We start from the raw sequence: 20451 nt of genomic DNA on the forward strand, positions 1-20451 counted from the left end.
CCCCCCCCCCCCCCCCCCCCCCCCCCCCCCCCCCCCCCCCCCCCCCCCCCCCCCCCCCCCCCCCCCCCCCCCCCCCCCCCCCCCCCCCCCACGTCGCGTCGGGCATCATGGCGGCATGGTGCAGGTGGCGGTGTGCGGGCCGGCGACCGCGTCGGGCGCCGAGCTGGCGTACGCCCGCCGGGTGGGCGAGCTGCTCGCCGAGCGCGGCGCCACCGTGCTCTGCGGGGGCGGCGGCGGGGTGATGTCCGCCGTCGCCGCCGGCGCCCGTTCCCGAGCCGGCCTGGTCGTCGGCGTACGCCCCGACGACGGCACCTCGCCCGGCCCCGTGGCGGACGTGTCGGCCACGGTCGTCACCAACGTGGGCCAGGCGCGCAACGCGATCCTGGTGTGGAGCGCGGACGCGGTGATCGCGGTCGGCGGCTCGTGGGGGACGCTGTCCGAGGTGGCGCTGGGCATGCGGCGCGGCGGCATCCCGGTGGTGGTGCTCGGCGGGTGGCGGATCGTCGACGCCGGCGGCGTGCCCGTCGACGGCCCGCTGCACGTGTCCACCCCGGAGGAGGCGGTCTCGGCGGCGCTGCCGCGGTGACGTCGCCGCGCCCGCTGGCGGCCGACGCGCCGGGGCGGGTCAGCCGTGCTGCCCGGCCCGGTACGCCGCCGCGAGCCGCTTCGGCGCCCGGTCCTGCCACGCCTCGACGACCAGCTCGGTCAGCTCGTCGGGGTCGATCCGGTCGAGCCGGACCAGGACGACCGGGTAGCCGTCGAAGTGCGGGGTGGCGAAGTAGACGCCGGGGTCGTCGGCGAGCAGCGCCTCCTTCGCCCCCAGGTCCGGCATTCGCACGCCGAGCACCGGGCCGTCGGGCGCCGCCGCCCCGAGGGCGTCGAGGTCGGCGCGGCGCAGCGGGCGCTCCCAGACGAACGCCCGGTCCCGGACCTTCCACGCCGGCGCCCCCTGGTAGGAGGGGTGCTCGCTCGTCTCCGGCAGCCCCAGCGCGATCCGGCGTACGTCGTCCCACGTGGCCATGTCCCGACCCTACGCCTGACCGACGACGCGCGGTTCCCGCTCGGCCGGCGCGGGGGCCGGCCGGGGGCGGAGGCCGGGCAGCAGCGGCAGCAGGGTGACCACCAGGCAGAACGCGGTCATCACCGACAGGGCGGGGCGGAGGCCGAGCGCGGTCACCGACCAGCCGCCCAGCAGCGCGCCCAGCGGCAGGCCCGCGAACGCCAGCGATCCCGCCAGCCCGATCACCCGGGTCTGCAACTCGGGCGGCACCCGCTCGTAGATCGTCACGCCGAGCAGCGGGTTCACCGCCGCGATGCCGATGCCGGACGCGAACGTCACCGCCAGCACCACCGCCAGCTCCTCGCTCAGCGCCAGGACCAGCAGCCGCGGGGCGCCACTGACCGCCGCCCCGACCACGAAGGTCAGGTACCGGGGCAGCCGCGGGCCGTACGCGGTGAACAGCAGGTTCCCCAGCAGGGCGCCCGCCGAGAACGCGCCCAGCACCAGGCCCAGCCCGGCCGGGCTGCGCAGCACGTCGGCCACCCAGAGCGGGATGTAGACGGCGACGCTGGCGTTGACCACCATGTTCAGCGCCGAGATCACCAGCAGCATGGTCAGCAGCATCCGGTCGCGGCCGAGGTAACGGAACCCGCCCGCCAGCGCGCGCAGGTAGCCCTCCGGCCGCGCCGGCGTCGTCGGGGGCGCCGGCGGTCGGACGAGGAGCCCGACCAGCAGCGCGCAGACGGCGAAGCTGGCGGCGTCGATGAGGATCGCCTGGGTCACGCCGAACCACCAGACGAGCAGCCCGCCCAGCCCCGCGCCGAGGAGGGTGACCACCCGACCGAGCCCGTCGTAGACGGAGGTCAGCCGGATCAGTCGCACCCCGGCGGCCTCGGCGGCCGGGCGGAACATGACGTGCTTGACCCGGTCGCCGACGCCCCGCAGCGTGCCCACGAGGGCGACCAGCGCGACCAGCGCGCCGAAGCCCAGCCACGGGGTGAGGGCCACCGCGACCATCAGCCCCGCGCTGCCCACGTCGGCCAGGATCGAGGTGCGGCGCAGCCCGATCCGGTCCGCCCAGGGGGTGCCCAGCGCGCCGGAGAGCAGGTAGGGCAGCGTCTCGGCGGCGGCCACCGCGCCCATCTTCGCGGGGCTGCCGGTGGTCTCCAGCACCAGCCACGGGATCGCCACCACGGAGACCCGGCTGCCCAGGTTCGAGATCAGGTCGGCGGCGACCAGGGTGGTCAGCTCCCGCCGGGGCGTCACGCCACGCTGCCGATCGACGCCTCCGGGTGCTCCACCGCGCTCGGGTGGGCCTCGGCGTGCCGGGCCCGCAACGCGCGCTTGTCCACCTTGTTCGAGCGGTTGAGCGGCAGCCGGTCGACGAACTCCACCCCGCCCGGCGCCCAGGTGTCGCTGAGCGCGGCGGTGACCAGGTCGATCAACTCCCGCGCGGTCACCGTCGCGTCGGGCGCCGGCACCACGTAGGCGTACGGCAGCTCGCCGGCGACCTCGTCCGGCACGCCGATCACCGCCGCCGCGCGGACCTGCGGGTGCCCGGCCAGGACGTCCTCGATCGGGCGGGAGTAGATCGGCCAGCTGCGCCGCCGGGTGAGGATCCGGTCCTGCAACCGGTCGACGAGGTAGAGGTAGCCGTCGGCGTCGACGTGCCCGATGTCGCGGGTGCGGACCCAGCCGTCGACCAGCGTCTCGGCGGTCAGCTCGGGCCGGCCGTGGTAGCCGGCGAAGCGCAGGTCGGTGTGCACCCACACCTCGCCGTTCTCGCCGGGCGGCAGCACGGTGCCGTCCTCGGCGCGGATCTCGACGCGCACGTCCCCGTACGGCCGACCGCAGGAGCGCAGCCGCTCCGGGTGCTCCGGGTCGTCGGTCAGCCCCGGCAGGGCGGTGATCACCACCGCCTCGCTGAGTCCGTACACGATGCGCAGCACCGGGCCGAAGCGGGCGATGGCCTGGCGCAGGCGGGCGGGTGCGGCGGGCCCGGCGCCCACGTTGAACATGAACATGGCGGAGAAGTCCGCGCCGTCCAGCGCCGGGTGGTCGAGCACCTCGTAGAGCATCGGCGGGGTGACGAAGGTGGAGTTGATCTGCTCCCGCCCGACGGTCTCGATGAACCGCGCCGGGTCCCAGCCGTCGCGGGGGAACAGCACCCCGCCGGTGAACAGGTTGAACAGCGTGGTGATCTGGCCGCTGGCCAGCCACATCGGCGAGTGCGACAGGTGCCGCAGCAGCGGGTACCCGGCCGCGCGGAAGTCGGCGGCCAGGGCGAGGATCTGCGCGTAGAAGCTCTCCCGGTGGTGCACCAGCTTGGGCGTGCCGGTGGTGCCGCTGGTCTGGAGGAAGGACTCCGGCGCGGGCGGCCGCGCCGGCAGGTCGTCCCCCGTCGTGGGGGGCCCGGCGGCGGTCAGGTCCGGGCCCGCGCCGCCCGGACCCAGGCAGAAGACCGGCACGCCGGGCAGCCCGGCGGCCAGCCCCGGACCCAGGCTCGCGGGGTCGCGGGCGTCGTAGACGAAGGCGTCGGGGCGGGCCAGCCGGACGAACTCGTCCACCTCGCGGCGGGAGGTGACCGGCGCGATCCACATCGTCCGGCAGCCCAGCAGGTGCAGGGCGAGCTGCACCAGCGGCCCCTCCACCGGGTTGCCGAGCGCGACCAGCACCCCGTCGCCCGGCCGTACGCCGTGCCCGCGCAGCGTCGCGGCCAGCCGGCGCACCTCGGCGGCGACGTCGGCGTAGCTGAGCCGGCGCCCGCCGCCGACCAGCGCCTCCCGGTCACCGAAGTCGGCGAACAGCTCCAGTGCCCGGTGTGCGTAGCCGTCCCGTCGCTCCGGTCCGTCAGTCATCCCGCAGCCCCCATCGGCGAAGAGGAGTGGCCGTCCGCCGGCCGACCCGGGGACGTGTACACCGCGTCGGCGGGCCAGCTCGCCGGCGCGGCGGGTGGGCGCGCGCCTCGGCGACCGCACCGCCGCCGTCCGTGAGCGTAGGCACCACCGCCTGTCACGGGACAGAGACCGAACGGCGTTCCGGCCGGACCGGAGGACATTTGATCACGTCGATCAGGTTGATTGACGCCCGTAAAACGGGGCGGCTAGGTTTCTGGACCATCGTCCAGGCGGTGCCGTCAGCGGACGGCCCTGGGCTGCCAACGATGGAGGTTCAATGTCGACCCCGAAGAGATGGCCTGTCATCGCGTCCGCGGCCACGCTGTTGATCGCGGGAACCCCGGCGGTGGTGGCCAGCGCCGGCCCGCCGGACGCCGAGGCGGCCCGCCAGCAGCGGACGGTCTGGGCGGGCAGTTGGGCGGCCGCGGTCACCCGGGGCAACGCGACCGGCCTGACCAACAACGGCCTCAACAACCAGAGCGTCCGGATGGTCGTGCACACCAGCGTGGGCGGACCGCAGTTCCGGGTGCGACTGAGCAACATGTACGGCGAGCAGGCCGTCAAGGTCGGCCGCGCCACCGTGGCGAAGCCGAACACCGCGACCCCCGACGACCTGTCCGACATCGACACCTCGACCCTGCGGGAGCTGACCTTCGACGGGGCCACCTCCGCCACCATGAACCGCGGCGCCGAGCTGCTCAGCGACCCGGTCGCCCTGCCCGTCGGCGACCAGCAGGACCTGGTGGTGACCCTGCACTTCCCGACGCCGACCGGGCCGGTGACCTTCCACGGCCAGTCCCGGCAGACCAACTTCATCGGCGCCACGGACCTCACCTCCGCCGCCGACGGCGCCGGGTTCACCATCCGGCCGAACTGCTGCTGGTTCTTCCTGTCCGGCATCGACGTGCAGCGCCGGCACAGCCCCGGCTCGGTGGTGGTCTTCGGCGACTCGATCGCCGACGGCAACGGCAGCACCGTCAACGCCAACAAGCGCTGGCCGGACCTGCTCGCCGACCGCCTCGTCGACGCCCGCCCCGACGTACGCACCCCGGGCGTGCTCAACCTGAGCCTGGCCGGCAACCGGCTCAACCACGAGGGCACCGAGCCCGGTGCGGGCGGCTTTCCCGGCTATTACGAGCTGGGCCCCAACGCCCTGGCCCGGCTCGACGAGGACGTCTTTGCGCAGACCGACGCCCGGACCGTCATCACCCACCTGGGCATCAACGACATCTGGATGTCGGGCGACTCCGCCGAGAGCATCATCGCCTCGCTGCGGCAGGTCAACCAGCAGGTGAAGGCGCGCGGCCTGCGCAGCCTGGTGTCGACGCTCACCCCGTACGAGGGACACGGCAACCCGGGGGTGTGGACGCCCGAGAAGGAGGCCACCCGGCAGGCGGTGAACGCGTGGCTGCGCGGCAGCGACGAGTTCGACGGGCTGCTCGACTTCGACCGGGTGCTGCGCGATCCCGTCCAGCCCAGCCGGCTGCTGCCCGCGTACGACTCGGGTGACCACATCCACCCGAACGACGCCGGCAACCAGGCGATGGCTGACGCCGTGCCGCTGCGACTGCTCGGCCTTTGACATCCGGCGCGGGCGGCGGGCAACCCCCGCCGCCCGCGTCACCGTTCCTGGGGGAGACCGATCGACCGTGGACGTCACGCAACTGCTGACCCGTCTCTACAGCGACGAGGGCCGGCAGGACCCGTATCCCTGCTACGCGGGGCTGCACGAGCTGGGGCCGGTCAGCCCGGTGCCGGCGCGCGCCGAGCACCGGTCGGTGGCCGCCGTCGCCGTCGGCTACGACCTGGTCAGCCAGGTGCTGCGCGACCCGGAGTGGTACAAGCAGCCGCCGCCGGGCTGGCAGGAGCAGGAGGTGCTGCGCACCCTCCAGACCTCGATGATGTTCGTCAACCCGCCCGACCACACCCGGATGCGGGGGGTCTTCGCGAAGACCTTCACGCCGCGCCGGCTGGGCGCGCTGGAACCGGCCGTGCACCGGGTCGTGGACGGACTGCTGGACCGGATGGCCGACGCCGGGGAGACCGGGTTCGACTTCGTGGCGGAGTTCGCGTACCCGATGCCGGCCCTGGTGATGGCCGAGTTCATCGGCATCCCCGCCGGTGAGCTGGACTTCTACCGGCAGCGGGTGGAGCGGATCGACGAGTTCCTGGACGTGGCGGGCAAGACCCCGCAGCGGCTCGCCGCCGCCAACACCGCCGCCGCCGAGCTGCGCGACTTCTACGCCGACCTGATCGCCCACCGGCGCCGCCAGCCGGGCGAGGACCTGATCAGCGGGCTGGTGGAGGCGGTCGACTCCGGCGACGTGGGGCTCAGCGCCGACGAGCTGGTCAGCAACCTGATCGTGCTGTTCAACGCCGCCTTCGTCACCACCGTCTACATGTTCAGCAACGGCCTGCCGCTGCTGCTGGCGCACCCCGACGTGGCCGCCGCGCTGCCCGGCGACGACACGCTGGCCCGGGGCGCCGTCGACGAGATCCTGCGGCTGGAGGCCCCGGTGCACTTCCTGGCCCGGGCCGCGCCCCGGGACACCGAGCTGGGCGGGGTGCCGGTCGCACGGGACGAGAACGTCCTGCTGATCATCGCCGCCGCCAACCGCGACCCGGCCCGGTTCCCCGAGCCGGACCGCTTCGACCCGCGCCGGCCCGGCCCGCCGTCGCTCGCCTTCGGCGTCGGCCTGCACTTCTGCCTCGGCGCGGCGGTGTCCCGGCTGGAGGGTCGGCTCGCGCTGCCGAAGCTGCTGGCCCGCTTCCCCCGGCTCGCGGTCGCCGAGCCGCCCACGTACAGCGGCAGCCTGTTCCTGCGCGGCATCGACAAACTGCTGGTCCACCCCGGAGGGGAGGCCGCGTGAGCGTCCACCCGCAGGTCGCGGCGTACCGGGCCGCCCGCGAGTCGGCCGGCATCCCGCCGCTGTACACGCAGACCCTCGCCGAGGCCCGCGCCGCCGACCTCGCCGCGATCCGCGCCGGCGGCGGCGCGGTCGAGCCGGTGCACGACGTACGCGACACGCACGTGCCCGGCCCGGCCGGCGACCTGCCGGTGCGTATCCACCGGCCGGCGGGGGAGGGTCCCCTGCCCACCCTGGTCTACTTCTTCGGCGGCGGCTGGACGCTGGGCAGCGTCGACACCGCCGACGGCATCTGCCGGCGGCTGGCCAACGCGGTGCCCTGTCAGGTGGTCACCGTCGGCTACCGGCTGGCCCCGGAGCACCCGTTCCCGGCCGCCGTGCACGACTGCCACGCGGCGGCCCGGTGGATCGCCACGCATCCCGAGGAGTTCGGCGTCGACCCGCGGCGGCTGGCGGTCGGCGGGGACAGCGCCGGGGGCAACCTCGCGGCGGCCGTCACCCTGCTGGCCCGCGACGGCGGCGGGCCCGCGCTCGCCGCCCAACTGCTGGTGTACCCGAACACCGACCAGACCGGGGAGCCCGGCGGCGACGGCGAGGACCCGCTGCTGTTCAACCGCCACTCGGTCGCCTGGTACCGCGGCCACTACTTCGCCGACCCCGCCGACGCGCGGCACCCGCTGGCCTCGCCGCTGCTCGCCGAGGACCTGAGCGGCCTGCCACCGGCGCTGGTGGTCACCGCCGAGCACGACCCGCTGCGCGAGGAGGGGGAGCGGTACGCCCACCGGCTGCGCGACGCGGGCGTGCCCACCACCCTCGCCCGGTACGCCGGCATGATCCACGGCTTCTTCGCCATGCCCGGCGCGTTCGACGACGGCCGCCGCGCCCAGGACCGGGCTGCCGCCTTCCTGCGGGAGCGGTTCGGTCTCCCGACCGGCGATGCCGGCCCGGGAACGGTGGCGGCGGCTGCGGCTTCCCGGCCGGCGGCGGGGACGGGGGCGAACGATGGCTGAGACGGTGCTGCCCCGGCAGGACGTGCCGGCCGCCGAGCCGCCCGCGCCCGCCGGCCTGGCCGACTTCGCCGAGCGGGCCCGGGCGGTGCTCCCGCCCGAGGTGTGGGACTTCCTCGACGGCGGCAGCGGCACGGAGACCACCCTCGCCGCCAACCGGCGCGCCCTCGACCGGGTGGCCGTGCTGCCCCGCGTGCTGCGCGGCGTGGCCGCCCCGCGTACCGACGCGCGGCTGCTCGGCGCCCCGTGCGCCCTGCCGGTGGCGGTGGCGCCGATGGCGTACCAGCGGCTGGTGCACCCCGACGGGGAGACGGCGCTCGCGGCGGCGGCCGGCGCGGCCGGCGTGCCGTACGCGGCCAGCACGCTGAGCAGCGTGCCGATCGAGGAGATCGCGGCGACCGGCGCGGCCGTCTGGTTCCAGCTCTACTGGCTGCGGGACCGGGCCCTCGTCGCGGAGCTGCTGGACCGGGCGCACGCGGCCGGGTGCAGCGCGCTGATGGTCACCGTGGACGTGCCGATCCTGGGCCGACGGCTGCGCGACGTCCGCAACTCCTTCGCCATTCCGCCGCACGTCGTCGCCGCCAACCTGCCGGCCGGGCGGGACGCGCTCGCGCACGCCGCCACCCCGGGCGTCTCGGCCGTCGCGGCGCACACCGGCGAGGTCTTCGCGCCCGCGCTGAGCTGGGCCGACCTGGACTGGCTGCGGGGCCGTACCGCCCTGCCGCTGGTGGTGAAGGGCATCCTGGACCCGCGCGACGCGGAGCTGGCGGCGGCCGCCGGAGCGGACGCGGTGGTGGTCTCCAACCACGGCGGCCGTCAGCTCGACGGCGCACCGGCCACCGCCACCGTGCTGCCCGAGGTGGTGACGGCGGTGGCCGACCGGTGCGAGGTGCTGCTGGACAGCGGTGTGCGCGGCGGCGTTGACGTGCTGCGCGCGCTCGCCCTCGGCGCGCGGGGGGTGCTGGTCGGCCGGCCGTTGCTGTGGGCGCTCGCCGCCGGGGGCCGGTCGGGGGCGGAGACGGCGCTGGAGTTGCTGGCCGGCGAGTTCCGCGACGCGCTGGCGTTGGCCGGCTGTGCCGACCCGGCGGCCGTCCGCGAGTTGCGCGTGCTGAGGGAGGGCTGAGCGGTGGCCGAACCGGTGGACCTGCACGTCGCCGACCTGCATCCGGCGGTCGACGACCCGGCGCTGAACTCGATGAACTTCCTCAACGAGGTGGCCCAGCACTATCCCGACGCGGTGTCGCTGGCGGCCGGCCGGCCGTACGAGGAGTTCTTCGACGTCGCCGCGCCGCACCGGCACCTGGAGACGTTCCGCCGGCACCTGGCCGACGACCTCGGGCAGAGCCCCGCGCAGGTGCACCGGACCCTGTTCCAGTACGGCCGCACCAAGGGCATCGTGCACCACCTCGTGGCTCGCAACCTCGCCGTCGACGAGAACATCACGGTCGACCCGGAGGCGGTCGTGGTGACCGTCGGCTGCCAGGAGGCGATGTTCCTGGTGCTGCGGGCGCTGCGGGCCGACCCCCGCGACGTGCTGCTCGCCGTCGCCCCGACGTACGTCGGGCTGACCGGCGCCGCGCGGCTGCTGGACCTGCCGGTGCGGCCGGTGGCCGGCGGCCCGGCCGGGGTGGACCTGGCCGACCTGCGGGAGCAGGTGCGCCGGGCCAGGGCGGCGGGGCTGCGCCCACGCGCCTGTTACGTGATGCCGGACTTCGCCAACCCGTCGGGCACGAGCATCGGGCTGGCCGACCGGCGGCGGCTGCTCGACCTCGCCGCCGAGGAGGACCTGCTGCTGCTGGAGGACAACCCGTACGGCCTCTTCCCGGCCGGGGACGCGGGGCGGCTGCCGACGCTCAAGGCGCTGGACACCGCGCGGCGGGTGGTCTACCTGGGCTCGTTCGCCAAGACGGTGCTGCCCGGCGCGCGGGTGGGCTACGTGGTCGCCGACCAGCGCGTCGCCGGCTCCGACGGCTCGGTGGGCCTGTTCGCCGACCAGCTTGCCAAGATCAAGAGCATGGTCACGGTGAACACCTCGGCGATCGCCCAGGCGGTGGTCGGCGGCGCGCTGCTGGAGCACGGGTGCAGCCTGGTGGCCGCCACCGCCCGGGAGCGGGCCGCGTACGGCCGGAACCTGGGCCACCTCGTCGACGGCCTGGCCCGGCGCTTCCCGCCGGGCGCGTCGCCGGTGCGCTGGAACGTGCCGGCCGGCGGGTTCTTCGTGGTGGTCACGGTGCCGTTCGCGGTCGACGACGCGTTGCTGCACCGCTCCGCCCGCGAGTACGGGCTGCTCTGGACGCCGATGGCGCACTTCTACGACGACGGCGCCCCGGTCGACGCGCTGCGCCTGTCGGTCAGCGCGGTCACCCCGGAGCAGATCGACCTGGGCCTGGACCGGCTGGCGGCGCTGGTCGCCGACGCGACGACCGAGCGGTCGCGGGCGCTCGCCGTCACCCCGCAACCGGCCCGGTGATCTCGCCGGAGCCGCGCGGGGTCAACCGGCTCGCGACCAGGTGACCGGTAAGCGGCAGCACCCGTCGTGTCCACAGTCGGCGGTGGTGGCCCTGCCGTCTCGGCGTTGACACACCGCGTTCACCGCATGGCAAAGCGCGACTGCCGGTGTTCCGCCGTCCTTCGTGGACACCCATAATGGACGTCATGATCGCTTGGGAGTACGCGTTGCTGGTCCGCCGCTATCAGGGGCAGGGCCGCAATTTCCATGTCAGCTTCATCTGGTACGGCCCGGACGGGTCGCGCCGGGACATCACCGCGTACGGCGACACCGCGATCGCGCACCTCAACCGGGCCGGCCGGGAGGGCTGGGAGCTGGTCTCCGCCGCCGAGGACGTGAACAACATCCAGGGCAGCACCGAGGTGCACCGCTACCACCTGAAGCGGCCCATCGCCTGATCCGGGGAGGGACGGACGGTCCGTCCCAGCGGTCCTGGTCGAGGACCCGGTTCTCGCTCATCTGTCGGCTCCTCATCCGCGGGGTGACGCGGGTGTGGAGGGGGCGCCGAGACCGCGCGTATCGATGTGTCGAGATCAACGACTGCGGTAGCGTTGCCTCCCGCCGCCGCTGACCGGCCGCCCCGCCCGGGCGCCGGAGCGGCGCGGCGGGAGGGGGAGCGGTGACGCAGCCGGCAGCCGGGTCCCCCCGGCACGTCGTCGGGGTCGACTTCGGCACCCTCTCCGGCCGGGCGGTCGTGGTGGACGTCGCCGACGGCACCGTGCGCGGCGAGGCCGTGCACGCGTACCGGCACGGGGTGATCACGGAGCGGCTGCCCGACGGGACGCCGCTGCCGCCGGACTGGGCGTTGCAGCACCCCGACGACCACCGCGAGGTGCTCCGGGTCGCGGTGCCCGCCGCGCTGCGGGCCGCCGGCGTACGCGCCGAGGACGTGCGCGGCATCGGCGTCGACGCCACCTCCTGCACGATGCTGCCCACCCGTGCCGACGGCACCCCGCTCTGCGAGCTGCCCGAGCTGGCGGGCCGGCCGCACGCGTACCCGAAGCTGTGGCGGCACCACGCGGCCCAGCGGCAGGCCGCCCGGATCAACGACGTCGCCGCCGCGCGCGGCGAGACCTGGCTGCCCCGCTACGGCGGCCGGGTCTCCGCCGAGTGGCAGCTCGCCAAGGCGCTGGAGGTGCTGGAGGAGGATCCGGCGGTCTTCGACCGCGCGGAGCGTTTCATCGAGGCCGCGGACTGGCTGGTCTGGCAGCTCTGCGGCCGGGAGACCCGCAACGTCTCCGCCGCCGGCTTCAAGGGGCTGCGGCAGGACGGGCGGTACCCGTCGGCGGAGTTCCTGCGCGCCGTGCACCCCCGCCTCGACGGGCTGCTGCCCCGGATCGACGGCCCGCTCGCGCCGCTGGGCGCCCGGGCGGGCGGGCTGACCGCCGAGGCGGCCCGGTGGACCGGGCTGCCGGTGGGCACGGCCGTCGCGGTCGGATCCATCGACGCGCACGTCACCGCCGCGGCGGCCCGCGCGGTCGAGCCGGGCCGGATGCTCGCCGTCCTCGGCACCTCCACCTGCCTGATCATGAACGCGGCGGCGTACCACGAGGTGCCCGGGGTCTGCGGCGTGGTCGACGGCGGCGTCACCACCGGTTCCTGGGGCTACGAGGCGGGGCAGAGCGGCGTCGGGGACATCTTCGCCTGGTACGTCCGCACCGGCCTGCCGGCCGACTACGCGGACGAGGCGCGCCGCCGCGGGCTGAGCCCGTACGAGCTGCTGGACGCCCTCGCCGCCGAGCAGCCGGTGGGCGGGCACGGGCTGCTGGCGCTGGACTGGCACAGCGGCAACCGGTCGGTGCTCATGGACCACGAGCTGAGCGGGGTGCTGGTGGGGCTGACCCTGGCCACCCGGCCGGAGGAGATCTGGCGGGCGCTGCTGGAGGCCACCGCGTTCGGCGCCCGGACGGTGGTCGACGCGTTCACCGCCGCCGGGGTGGCCGTCGACGAGCTGACCGTGGCCGGCGGGCTGACCCGCAACCGGCTGCTGCTGCGGATCTACGCCGACGTCATCGGCCGGCCGCTGCACGTGGTCGACTCCGCGCACCCGGCGGCGCTGGGCGCGGCGATCCACGCGGCGGTCGCCGCCGGGGCGTACCCGGACGTGCCGGCCGCCTCGGCGGCGATGGGCGCCGCCCGCCGCGAGACCTGGCACCCCGACCCGGCCCGGGCAGCCGCCTACGACGAGCTGTACGCGGACTACCGCGCGCTGCACGACCACTTCGGCCGGGGCGGCACCGATGTCCTGCACCGCCTCCGCGCCCGCCGCCACCGCACCCACCGCCCCTGAGGCGCCCACCCCGCGCCGCCGGGCGGGGGCGGGACGGGGACGCCCCCGCGCGGCCGGGCCGGGCGGGGGCGTCGGGGCGGGCGCCCGGTCAGCCGAGGTCGACGGCCGGGTAGAGCGGGAAGCCCGTGAGCAGGTCGCTGGCCTGCTTGCCGACCCGGTCGGCGACGGCCGGGTCGAGGACGTACTTGGCCTTCGACGGGGTGCCGTCCGGGTTCGCGCCCGGCCGGGTCTGGCTGAGCACGGTGTGGATCAGCTCGGCCGTCTCGTCCATCTGCGCCGGGCCCAGCCCCCGGGTGGTCAGCGCCGGGGTGCCGACGCGGATGCCGGAGGTGTACCAGGCGCCGTTCGGGTCCTGCGGGACGGAGTTGCGGTTGGTAACGATGCCCGAGTCGAGCAGGGCCTGCTCGGCCTGCCGGCCGGTCAGCCCGTAGCCGGTGACGTCGATGAGCACCAGGTGGTTGTCGGTGCCGCCGGTGACCAGCTTGCCGCCCCGGCGCAGCAGCCCCTCGGCGAGGGCCTGGGCGTTGGCGACGATCCGCTGGGCGTAGTCGGCGAAGTCGGGGCGGCGGGCCTCGGCCAGGGCGACGGCCTTGGCGGCCATCACGTGCGGCAGCGGGCCGCCGAGCACCATCGGGCAGCCCCGGTCGACCTGGTCGGCCAGCTCGGGCTGGCAGAGCACCATGCCGCCGCGCGGGCCGCGCAGCGACTTGTGCGTGGTGGTGGTGACGATGTGCGCGTGCGGTACCGGGTCGAAGTCGCCGGTGAAGACCTTGCCGGCGACCAGGCCGGCGAAGTGCGCCATGTCGACCATGAAGGTGGCGCCGACCGAGTCGGCGATCTCCCGCATGATCCGGAAGTTGACCTTCCGGGGGTACGCCGAGTAGCCGGCGACCAGGATCAGCGGCTTGAACTCGCGGGCCGCCTCGGCGACCTTGTCGTAGTCGACCAGCCCCGTGGCCGGGTCGGTGCCGTAGCTGCGCTGGTCGAACATCTTGCCGGAGATGTTCGGGCGGAAACCGTGGGTGAGGTGGCCGCCGGCGTCCAGGGACATGCCGAGCATCCGCTGGTTGCCCAGCTCCCGGCGCAGCGCGAACCAGTCCGCCTCGGTGAGGTCGTTGACGTGGCGTGCCTGGGCCTTCTTCAGCGCGGGGGACTCCACCCGGTCGGCCAGGATCGCCCAGAAAGCGACCAGGTTGGCGTCGATGCCGGAGTGCGGCTGCACGTACGCGTGGGCCGCGCCGAACAGCTCCCGGGCGTGCTCGGCGGCGAGCGCCTCGACGGTGTCCACGTTCTGGCAGCCGGCGTAGAAGCGGCGGCCGACGGTGCCCTCGGCGTACTTGTCGCTGAACCAGTTGCCCATGGCCAGCAGGGTGGCCGGGGAGGCGTAGTTCTCGCTGGCGATGAGCTTGAGCGACTCGCGCTGGTCGGCGAGCTCGGCGCCGATGGCGTCGGCCACCCGAGGCTCGACGGCGCGGATCACCTCGAGGGCGCTGCGGAAGGCGGTGGATTCGGCGTTCGGCGACGACATGCGACCTCCAGTGACGTGCGGAAGGCCCAGGCGCTCGGCATGCGTCCTCATGACGGGACCGCTTCCCGATGGTTCTCCATCCCCACGCGCCAGTCACGGCCCACCGCCGATCCTACCGGGTCGGCCGGGCGCGCCCCGGCCCACCTCGGGACCGCCGCACCCGCGGTGTGGTGCATCGACGGGCCCGCGCCCCGCGCGGTTCGCGGTCGTCCCCGGCCGCGCATAGGATCGCGGTCATGGCAGGGGAGGACGGCGGGGGTGGCAGCCTGCTCGCCATCAGCGACCTGCACGTGGGGCACCCGGGCAACCGGGCGGTGGTGGAGGGGCTGCGCCCGGGGTCGCCGGACGACTGGCTGATCGTCGCCGGGGACGTCGGCGACACCGTGGCCGACGTCGAGTGGGCCCTCGGGCTGCTCGGCGACCGCTTCGCGCGGGTGGTCTGGGCGCCGGGCAACCACGAGCTGTGGACCCCGCCGGCCGACCCGGTGGCGCTGCGCGGGGTGGCGCGCTACCAGCACCTCGTCGACCTGTGCCGGCGCCTCGGCGTGCTGACCCCCGAGGATCCGTACCCGGTGTGGCGGGGGTCGGGCGGGCCGGTGCTGGTGGCGCCGCTGTTCCTGCTCTACGACCACAGCTGGCGCCCGGAGGGGTTCGACACCCCGGAGGCGGCGCTGGCCGAGGCGTACCGGACAGGGATCGTCTGCACCGACGAGTTCCTGCTGCACCCCGACCCGTACCCGAGCCGGTCGGCGTGGTCCGCCGCCCGGGTCGCCGAGACCGCCCGCCGGCTCGCCGCGCGGGAGCCGGGGCTGCCGACCGTGCTGGTCAACCACTGGCCGCTGCTGCGCGAGCCGACCCGGATCCTGCGCTATCCGATCTTCGCCCAGTGGTGCGGCACCGAGGCCACCGCCGACTGGCACCTGCGCTTCGACGCCGCCGCGGTGGTCTACGGCCACCTGCACATCCCCCGCACCACCTGGCACGACGGGGTGCGGTTCGAGGAGGTGTCGGTGGGCTACCCGAGGGAGTGGCGGTCCCGGGCCGTACCGCCGGCGCTGCGGCGGATCCTGCCCGCGCCCCCGGCGTGACGACGGGCCCCGGCGCACCGGGGCCCGCCGGAGTCGGTCGGCTCAGGCCGTCACGGCGTCCAGCGACTTCTTGATCGCCTTCGGGTCGGTCGGTGTGCGCGGCGCGTTCGCGCGCAGCTCGACCATCCGCTCGCCGATCTCCTGGAGCTGCTTACGGCCGAGCGCCTCGCGCACCTTCGGGAACCACTCCTGCTCCTCCTCCTCGACGTGGTGCAGGACGTTCTCGATCAGCACCGTGGTCTTGGCGTTGAAGCGCTCGTCGTCGGCGTCCATGGCGAACAGTTCGGCGCAGAGCACGTCGGCGACGTGGTGCTCCTCGTACGACTCGAGGATGTCGTCCTCCAGGTCGGGCAGGAGCTTGCGGACCTCCGGGTACATCACCTCGTTCTCCAGGTAGGTGTGCACCGTGAGGGCCTCCAGGATCTGGCTCACCAGCTTCTGCCGCCGCGCGGCCGGTCCCTCCTCGGCATCCTGGAACGCCTTGAACAGGCGGCGCATCTCCTTGTGGTCCTCTTTTAACAGGACGATGGCATCGGTGGACACCGTTGACCTCCTCGGCTCGTCGGACGCCTCCTCCCGTACCCCAGCCGTGAGCAGCGAAAACGGGTGGGGCCCGGCGGATCACCGCCGGGCCCCACCACGGGTCGTGCCGTGCTGCTACTTCACCACGTTGTACGCGTTGACCATGCCGGCGCCGTAGAAGCCGTTGCGCTGCCCGCCGGAGCAGGTGGCGTCGTAGGCGTTCGGGCCGGCCGCCATCAGCGGCACCGGGTTGTAGACACCGGCGGGGCAGGAGATCGCCTCGGCGGTGTTGCCCAGGAAGGCCGACAGCTGGCCGGGGGTCATGCCCGGGTGCGCCGACAGGGCCAGGGCGGCCACGCCGGTCGCGTGCGGCGAGGACATCGAGGTGCCCTGCTTGTAACCCCAGCCGTTGGTCTTCGTGGTGGTGTTGTAGGTGGTGGACAGGATGCCGTCGGCGGGGGTCGAGCGGACACCCTGGGTACGGAAGCGGGTGTCGCCACCCGGCGCCGTCACGTCGACCGTGCCCTGGCCGTACGAGGAGTAGTAGCTCTTCTCCCCGGTCGGGCCGACCGCCGACACCGTCACCACGCCCGGCGCCTCGGCCGGCAGGTCGAGGCAGGCGTTGGTGAGGTCCTCGCGGACCTCCGGCGTCCCGTTGTTCGGGCTGCCCTCGTCGGTGATCTTGTGGGCGAGGTCGAAGTTCGAGTTACCCGCGGACGCCACGTGCAGCACGCCCTTGCTCTGCGAGTAACGGATCGCCCGCTGGACGGCCTTCCACACCGGACGCTGGCGCGCGTCGTTGCGGCAGTTGAGCTCCCACGGGTCGATGTAGTAGCTGTTGTTGGTCAGCTGCATGCCCTGCTCGGCGGCCCACATGAATCCGCAGACCGCAGCCTCCGGGAGGATGTAGCCGTCGTTGTTGACCACCTTGACGGCGGCCACCTTGACGCCCGGGGCGACGCCGGTCACCCCCTTGCCGTTGACGGCGGCGGCGATGGTGCCGGCCACGTGGGTGCCGTGGTCGGAGTTGGTCGGGTTCCAGGCGGACTCGGTGGTGTCGGAGACCCCACCGATGCAGGACGTGCTCTTGTCCTTCGCGATCTGGTCCTTCAGGTCATCGTGGCTGGAGGAGATGCCGCTGTCCAGCACGCCCACCACCACGCTGGCGCTGCCGGCGTTGACGGCGTGGGCCTGCGGGACGTCGATCATCGGCATGTCCCACTGCTGACCGAACATGGGTTCCTTGGTCGGGTCGGCGGTGGTGTTCGCCACCTCGGCGGCGGAGACCTCGATGGTCTCGCCCTCGTCGAGGGCGGTGCCCAGGCCGGCGGTGGACGCCACCGAGTCGACGCCCGCGCCCGCCACGTCCGTGACGAAGTCGGGGTTGGTCGACCGGACGACGAGCACGCCGATCTGGTCGTAGCTGGCCACCACGGTGCCCTTGGCGGCGGCCACGCGGGCAGCCGCCTGGTCGGTCTTCGCGCCCTGCGGGGCGAGCACCAGGAACGTGGTGTCCGGGCCGGCGGCCGACGCCGCCGGGGCCACCCCGCCGGCGACGGCGAGGCCGACACCGAGCGTCACGGCAGACGCGGCAGCCAGTGTCTTGCGACGGAGGTTCTTCACACAGACTCCCAGGGGATGTTTCCAGCCGGGCACGCCCCCTGGCAGGGAGCGGCCGGCGGGAGGCGGGCGGGGGTGCCCTCCTCCGACCCACAGCGTAGGAGCCGGGTGTGGCGTTACACACAGCCGTTCGGTCAGACAAGGAAGTGTCAGACGGTGGCGAGGGTGTGGGGAATCTCGTCGAGCAGCTCCCGGGCGAGGAACCCGATCCGGCCGAACCGCGGCACCAGCCGCTGGCCGCTCACCGCGTGGGCGAACGCCGCCCAGCACGCGGCCTGCGCCGGCTCGGCGCCCCGGGACAGCAGCCCGGCCAGCAGTCCGGCGCGGACGTCCCCGCTGCCGGACGTGCCGAGCCCCGCGTCGCCGCTCTCCTCCCGCCAGCTCCGCCCGTCGGGTGTGGAGACATGGCCGTAGAGCGAGACCACGGCGTCGTACCGGCCGGCCAGCTCGATGGCCTCGGCGTCCAGGTCGTCGCCGGGGTCCCGGCCCAGCAGGTGCTGCGCCTCGGTGAGGTTGGGGGTGAGCACCACCGGCCGTCCGGACCCGACCAGCAGGTCCGGGGCGTGGCTGAGCGCACCCAGGGCGTACGCGTCGAGCACCAGCGCCGTCTCCCGGGCGGCCGCGTCGAGCACCAGGCGCAGCAGCGCCGCCGTCTCGTCGATGCCCTTCAGGCCGGGGCCGAGGGCGACCACGTCCGCCTCGGCCACCAGGTCGCCCAGCAGCTCGCCGGGCCCGCCCGCCACCGCGCCGTCGGCGGTCTCGGGCAGGCCCACCACCAGCGCCTCGGGCACCTGGATGCTCAGCGCGGCGGCGGTGGACTCGGCGGCGGCGAGCTGGAGCACCCCGGCCCCGGCCCGCAGCGCGGCCACGCCGGCGAGCAGCACCGCCCCGGGGGTGAACCGGGAGCCGCCGACCACCAGCACCGTGCCCCGGGCCTCCTTGCCCCCGGTCGGCATCGGCAGCGCCCAGTCCCGTAGCAGCTTGGGGGTGATCACCAGGGTCTCAGACCGGTTCGGCATGGACCTCGTCCTCCCTGGTCGGCCGGGCGCCCTGGGCCCGCAGGTGGCCGACGTCGTTGAACACGTCCGGGCTCAGCCGGCCGTGAGCCCCGGCGGACCAGCCGGTGATCGAGCAGTTGGCGATGACGTGCTCCCGGGTCAGCGCCATCAGCTCCGCCTCGGTGAGCCCCTCCACCAGGTACCGGGTCAGGAAGACCAGGGCGTCGTGGCCGAACAGCAGCGCCCGCCGGCCCTCGTGGTCGCGGCGCAGGTCGCCGAGGAGGGCGCGCAGGCGCAGCGCCACGTCCGTCCAGGACTCGCCGCCCGGCGGCCGGTAGTAGAACTTGCCGAGCCGGTCCCGGCGCGCCGCCTCCTCCGGGTGGCGCCGGCGCGCCCCGTACCCGGTCAGCCCGTCCAGGATGCCGAGTTCCCGGTCGCGCAGCCGCTCGTCGCGGGTGAGCGGGATCCCGGTGCCGGCCAGGGCCAACTCGGCGGTCTGCACGGCCCGCAGGTACGGCGACACCACCGCGACGTCGGGCCGGCGGGCCTCGGGCAGCCCGGCCAACCAGCGCGCGGTGGCCCGGGCCTGCTCCTCCCCGGTCGGGCTCAGCGGCACGTCCGCGTCCCGGTGGGTCAGGTCGATCAGCTCGGCGCCGGACGCCTCGGCCGCGGTGGCGGCCACGTTCGCCGTGCTCTCGCCGTGCCGGACGATCCAGAGCGCTGCCAGTTCCGCCATGCGGCACCCCCTACCCGAGGCCCGCCCCGGATAACCGCCCCCCGCCGCCCGCCGTGGCGGCGGGCGGCGGGACGCTCAGGCCGCCGGGCAGCGGGAGAAGAGGGTGGTGAAGCCCGACTCGACGCGCTCGATGCCGAGCACCAGGCCTGCGCCCTCCCCGACGAGCGTCAGCTCCAACTCCTCGTCCACCTTGATCGCCTCGAAGGTCGCCCAGTCGAGCACGACGTGGTCGCGCCGGGCCTGGAACATGTCGCCGCGGTCCACGAAGACGCGCCACCGGCCGGCGCCGTGCCGCGGCACCGCGCCCGCGTGCTCGGTCTCCCGCCGGTAGCCCGGCACGAAGTCCTCGTCGTGCAAGACCTCGTCGATCAGCGAGGCGGAGACGTCGGTGACGGTGAACCCGCCGGCCGCGTCGAGGGTGAGCACGTCCCGTTCCGGACCGCACCAGACACCGGTGACGTCGGCGGCGGCGGTGGGCGGTGGCTCGCCCCCACAGCCGGCGGCGACAAGCACCAGCGCCAGCACCAGCGACGGGTACCCCGTCTGTCCGCGCACGAACGCCCCCTCCGCCCGGCATCGTAGCCCCGCCGTCGGGCGTGAACGGGACCAGGCCGGGTAAGCGCTGCTGCCACCGAACAGCGAGAGCGAGATGGGGAGGTACGTCCGTGGCGACCATGACCAAGGAAATGATCAGCCCGGTCAAGGACCAGAACTACGACCTGATCCACGTCCTGCAGATGTCGTTGCAGCACATCTGGAAACTGGACACCTACATCGCCGACGCGGATTCGCGGGGCGACACGGAACTGGCCACCTGGTTCCGGAAGATGCAGGAGAACAACCGCAAGGCGGGTGAGCAGGGCAAGAAGATGCTCATGTCGCGCCTCCAGGAGGAGATGAGCTGAGTTCGGCCCGAGGTGGCCGGGCGGCCGGAGACGGGCCGCCCGGCCACCTCGCGTACGCCCGGCGCACGGGGCAGCGCGGACGGCCGCCGACCGGCAGAATGTCCATCCGGGTCGCACGGGATGGAGCCGCGATGACGGTTGTCAGGGGTCTGCGGGAAGCACTGGTGCTGTTCGTGATCGCGCTCGTCGTGGTCGCGGCCGCCGCCGGGGTCTGGGTCGCCCTGGGCGGCGGCGACTTCGTCTACCGCTTCGGCATCGCCCTCGTGGTGGTCGGTGGGCTGCTCGGGATCACCGGCGACCTCACCCTGAGCCGGATCGGCATGATGGGGGCGCGCGCCACCTTCGGCGTGGCGCCCGAGCGCGAGGCCGCCGGCGAGGGGCGGGTGCTGACCGGGATCGGGATCTTCCTGTTCGTCGGTCTGCCGCTCATGGCCGTGGGCATCATGCTGATCGCCTGAGACCGGGCCCGACGGCCGCCGGCCGT

General features: G+C 74.7%; 20 protein-coding genes and 1 riboswitch. Of the genes, 11 read left to right on the plus strand and 9 right to left on the minus strand.

What is annotated here, in order from left to right; genetic code table 11:
• Positions 1–115 precede the first annotated feature (115 nt).
• Complete coding sequence (locus ACZ6O2_RS21375) at positions 116–586, plus strand: SLOG cluster 4 domain-containing protein (RefSeq protein ID WP_350707525.1); 471 nt, start codon at positions 116–118, stop codon at positions 584–586.
• Positions 587–625: 39 nt separating this feature from the next.
• Here the strand turns inward: ACZ6O2_RS21375 and ACZ6O2_RS21380 are convergent, their stop codons facing one another.
• From ACZ6O2_RS21380 to ACZ6O2_RS21390, 3 genes are read right to left on the minus strand one after another with little or no spacing between them, the layout of a single operon-like run.
• Positions 626–1021: an MmcQ/YjbR family DNA-binding protein gene (locus ACZ6O2_RS21380; protein WP_350707526.1), complete on the minus strand. Its 396-nt coding sequence runs from the start codon at positions 1019–1021 to the stop codon at positions 626–628.
• 9 nt (positions 1022–1030) lie between these two features.
• Positions 1031–2266, minus strand: coding sequence for an MFS transporter (locus ACZ6O2_RS21385; protein ID WP_466024034.1), 1236 nt, complete (start codon positions 2264–2266; stop codon positions 1031–1033).
• Positions 2263–3858: a class I adenylate-forming enzyme family protein gene (locus ACZ6O2_RS21390; RefSeq protein WP_466024035.1), complete on the minus strand. Its 1596-nt coding sequence runs from the start codon at positions 3856–3858 to the stop codon at positions 2263–2265. The genes ACZ6O2_RS21385 and ACZ6O2_RS21390 overlap by 4 nt, the downstream gene beginning before the upstream one ends.
• A gap of 343 nt (positions 3859–4201) precedes the next feature.
• On the opposite strand from ACZ6O2_RS21390, the gene ACZ6O2_RS21395 reads away from it, so the two are divergent.
• From ACZ6O2_RS21395 to araB, 7 genes are all read left to right on the plus strand, one after another.
• Positions 4202–5479 (plus strand): SGNH/GDSL hydrolase family protein, encoded by a 1278-nt coding sequence (locus tag ACZ6O2_RS21395; protein ID WP_466024081.1) that lies wholly within the window; start codon positions 4202–4204, stop codon positions 5477–5479.
• Between the two features lie 67 nt (positions 5480–5546).
• Positions 5547–6767 (plus strand): cytochrome P450, encoded by a 1221-nt coding sequence (locus ACZ6O2_RS21400; protein WP_466024036.1) that lies wholly within the window; start codon positions 5547–5549, stop codon positions 6765–6767.
• Positions 6764–7774 (plus strand): alpha/beta hydrolase, encoded by a 1011-nt coding sequence (locus ACZ6O2_RS21405; RefSeq protein WP_466024037.1) that lies wholly within the window; start codon positions 6764–6766, stop codon positions 7772–7774. The genes ACZ6O2_RS21400 and ACZ6O2_RS21405 overlap by 4 nt, the downstream gene beginning before the upstream one ends.
• Positions 7767–8894, plus strand: a complete 1128-nt coding sequence (locus ACZ6O2_RS21410; protein WP_466024038.1) for an alpha-hydroxy acid oxidase — start codon at positions 7767–7769, stop codon at positions 8892–8894. The genes ACZ6O2_RS21405 and ACZ6O2_RS21410 overlap by 8 nt, the downstream gene beginning before the upstream one ends.
• Positions 8895–8897: 3 nt before the next feature.
• A complete protein-coding gene (locus ACZ6O2_RS21415) occupies positions 8898–10241 on the plus strand; it encodes an aminotransferase-like domain-containing protein (RefSeq protein ID WP_466024039.1) in 1344 nt (447 codons plus the stop codon).
• A 176-nt stretch (positions 10242–10417) separates the two neighbouring features.
• Positions 10418–10678, plus strand: coding sequence for a hypothetical protein (locus ACZ6O2_RS21420; RefSeq protein WP_350707539.1), 261 nt, complete (start codon positions 10418–10420; stop codon positions 10676–10678).
• 221 nt (positions 10679–10899) lie between these two features.
• A complete protein-coding gene (gene araB / locus ACZ6O2_RS21425) occupies positions 10900–12570 on the plus strand; it encodes a ribulokinase (protein WP_466024040.1) in 1671 nt (556 codons plus the stop codon).
• A gap of 88 nt (positions 12571–12658) precedes the next feature.
• On the opposite strand, the gene ACZ6O2_RS21430 is transcribed toward araB, so the two are convergent.
• On the minus strand, positions 12659–14098 hold the full coding sequence (locus ACZ6O2_RS21430) for a glycine hydroxymethyltransferase (RefSeq protein ID WP_350707543.1): 1440 nt from the start codon (positions 14096–14098) through the stop codon (positions 12659–12661).
• A 17-nt stretch (positions 14099–14115) separates the two neighbouring features.
• Positions 14116–14205: riboswitch (ZMP/ZTP riboswitch) on the minus strand.
• A 129-nt stretch (positions 14206–14334) separates the two neighbouring features.
• On the opposite strand from ACZ6O2_RS21430, the gene ACZ6O2_RS21435 reads away from it, so the two are divergent.
• On the plus strand, positions 14335–15186 hold the full coding sequence (locus tag ACZ6O2_RS21435; RefSeq protein ID WP_466024041.1) for a metallophosphoesterase family protein: 852 nt from the start codon (positions 14335–14337) through the stop codon (positions 15184–15186).
• Positions 15187–15228: 42 nt separating this feature from the next.
• On the opposite strand, the gene ACZ6O2_RS21440 is transcribed toward ACZ6O2_RS21435, so the two are convergent.
• The 5 genes from ACZ6O2_RS21440 to ACZ6O2_RS21460 all read right to left on the minus strand — a co-directional run bounded on the left by ACZ6O2_RS21440 (position 15229) and on the right by ACZ6O2_RS21460 (position 19617).
• The gene (locus tag ACZ6O2_RS21440) at positions 15229–15729 is read right to left on the minus strand and encodes a hemerythrin domain-containing protein (RefSeq protein ID WP_466024042.1); all 501 of its coding nucleotides are present in this window, start codon (positions 15727–15729) and stop codon (positions 15229–15231) included.
• Positions 15730–15843: 114 nt separating this feature from the next.
• Positions 15844–17331: a S8 family peptidase gene (locus ACZ6O2_RS21445; RefSeq protein WP_466024043.1), complete on the minus strand. Its 1488-nt coding sequence runs from the start codon at positions 17329–17331 to the stop codon at positions 15844–15846.
• A 146-nt stretch (positions 17332–17477) separates the two neighbouring features.
• Entirely contained in the window at positions 17478–18347 is an 870-nt protein-coding gene (locus tag ACZ6O2_RS21450; RefSeq protein ID WP_466024044.1) for an NAD(P)H-hydrate dehydratase, read from the minus strand.
• Positions 18331–19062, minus strand: a complete 732-nt coding sequence (locus ACZ6O2_RS21455; RefSeq protein ID WP_350707553.1) for a histidine phosphatase family protein — start codon at positions 19060–19062, stop codon at positions 18331–18333. Before ACZ6O2_RS21455 ends, ACZ6O2_RS21450 begins: the two co-directional genes overlap by 17 nt.
• A gap of 75 nt (positions 19063–19137) precedes the next feature.
• On the minus strand, positions 19138–19617 hold the full coding sequence (locus ACZ6O2_RS21460) for a hypothetical protein (protein WP_466024045.1): 480 nt from the start codon (positions 19615–19617) through the stop codon (positions 19138–19140).
• 119 nt (positions 19618–19736) lie between these two features.
• On the opposite strand from ACZ6O2_RS21460, the gene ACZ6O2_RS21465 reads away from it, so the two are divergent.
• Together ACZ6O2_RS21465 and ACZ6O2_RS21470 are read left to right on the plus strand one after the other, a co-directional pair.
• Positions 19737–19967, plus strand: coding sequence for a hypothetical protein (locus ACZ6O2_RS21465; protein WP_350707668.1), 231 nt, complete (start codon positions 19737–19739; stop codon positions 19965–19967).
• 131 nt (positions 19968–20098) lie between these two features.
• Entirely contained in the window at positions 20099–20425 is a 327-nt protein-coding gene (locus ACZ6O2_RS21470) for a hypothetical protein (RefSeq protein ID WP_350707556.1), read from the plus strand.
• Positions 20426–20451: the final 26 nt, after the last annotated feature.

It is taken from the genome of Micromonospora sp. NPDC048040 (assembly GCF_055587185.1).

Bases quoted from the DNA above. Each gene is read 5' to 3' on its own strand.
- ACZ6O2_RS21375 (WP_350707525.1), top strand. From the start codon at position 116: ATGGTGCAGGTGGCGGTGTGCGGGCCGGCGACCGCGTCGGGCGCCGAG.
- ACZ6O2_RS21380 (WP_350707526.1), bottom strand. From the start codon at position 1,021: ATGGCCACGTGGGACGACGTACGCCGGATCGCGCTGGGGCTGCCGGAG.
- ACZ6O2_RS21390 (WP_466024035.1), bottom strand. From the start codon at position 3,858: ATGACTGACGGACCGGAGCGACGGGACGGCTACGCACACCGGGCACTG.
- ACZ6O2_RS21410 (WP_466024038.1), top strand. From the start codon at position 7,767: ATGGCTGAGACGGTGCTGCCCCGGCAGGACGTGCCGGCCGCCGAGCCG.
- ACZ6O2_RS21420 (WP_350707539.1), top strand. From the start codon at position 10,418: ATGGACGTCATGATCGCTTGGGAGTACGCGTTGCTGGTCCGCCGCTAT.
- ACZ6O2_RS21430 (WP_350707543.1), bottom strand. From the start codon at position 14,098: ATGTCGTCGCCGAACGCCGAATCCACCGCCTTCCGCAGCGCCCTCGAG.
- ACZ6O2_RS21435 (WP_466024041.1), top strand. From the start codon at position 14,335: ATGGCAGGGGAGGACGGCGGGGGTGGCAGCCTGCTCGCCATCAGCGAC.
- ACZ6O2_RS21450 (WP_466024044.1), bottom strand. From the start codon at position 18,347: ATGCCGAACCGGTCTGAGACCCTGGTGATCACCCCCAAGCTGCTACGG.
- ACZ6O2_RS21455 (WP_350707553.1), bottom strand. From the start codon at position 19,062: ATGGCGGAACTGGCAGCGCTCTGGATCGTCCGGCACGGCGAGAGCACG.
- ACZ6O2_RS21465 (WP_350707668.1), top strand. From the start codon at position 19,737: ATGACCAAGGAAATGATCAGCCCGGTCAAGGACCAGAACTACGACCTG.
- ACZ6O2_RS21470 (WP_350707556.1), top strand. From the start codon at position 20,099: ATGACGGTTGTCAGGGGTCTGCGGGAAGCACTGGTGCTGTTCGTGATC.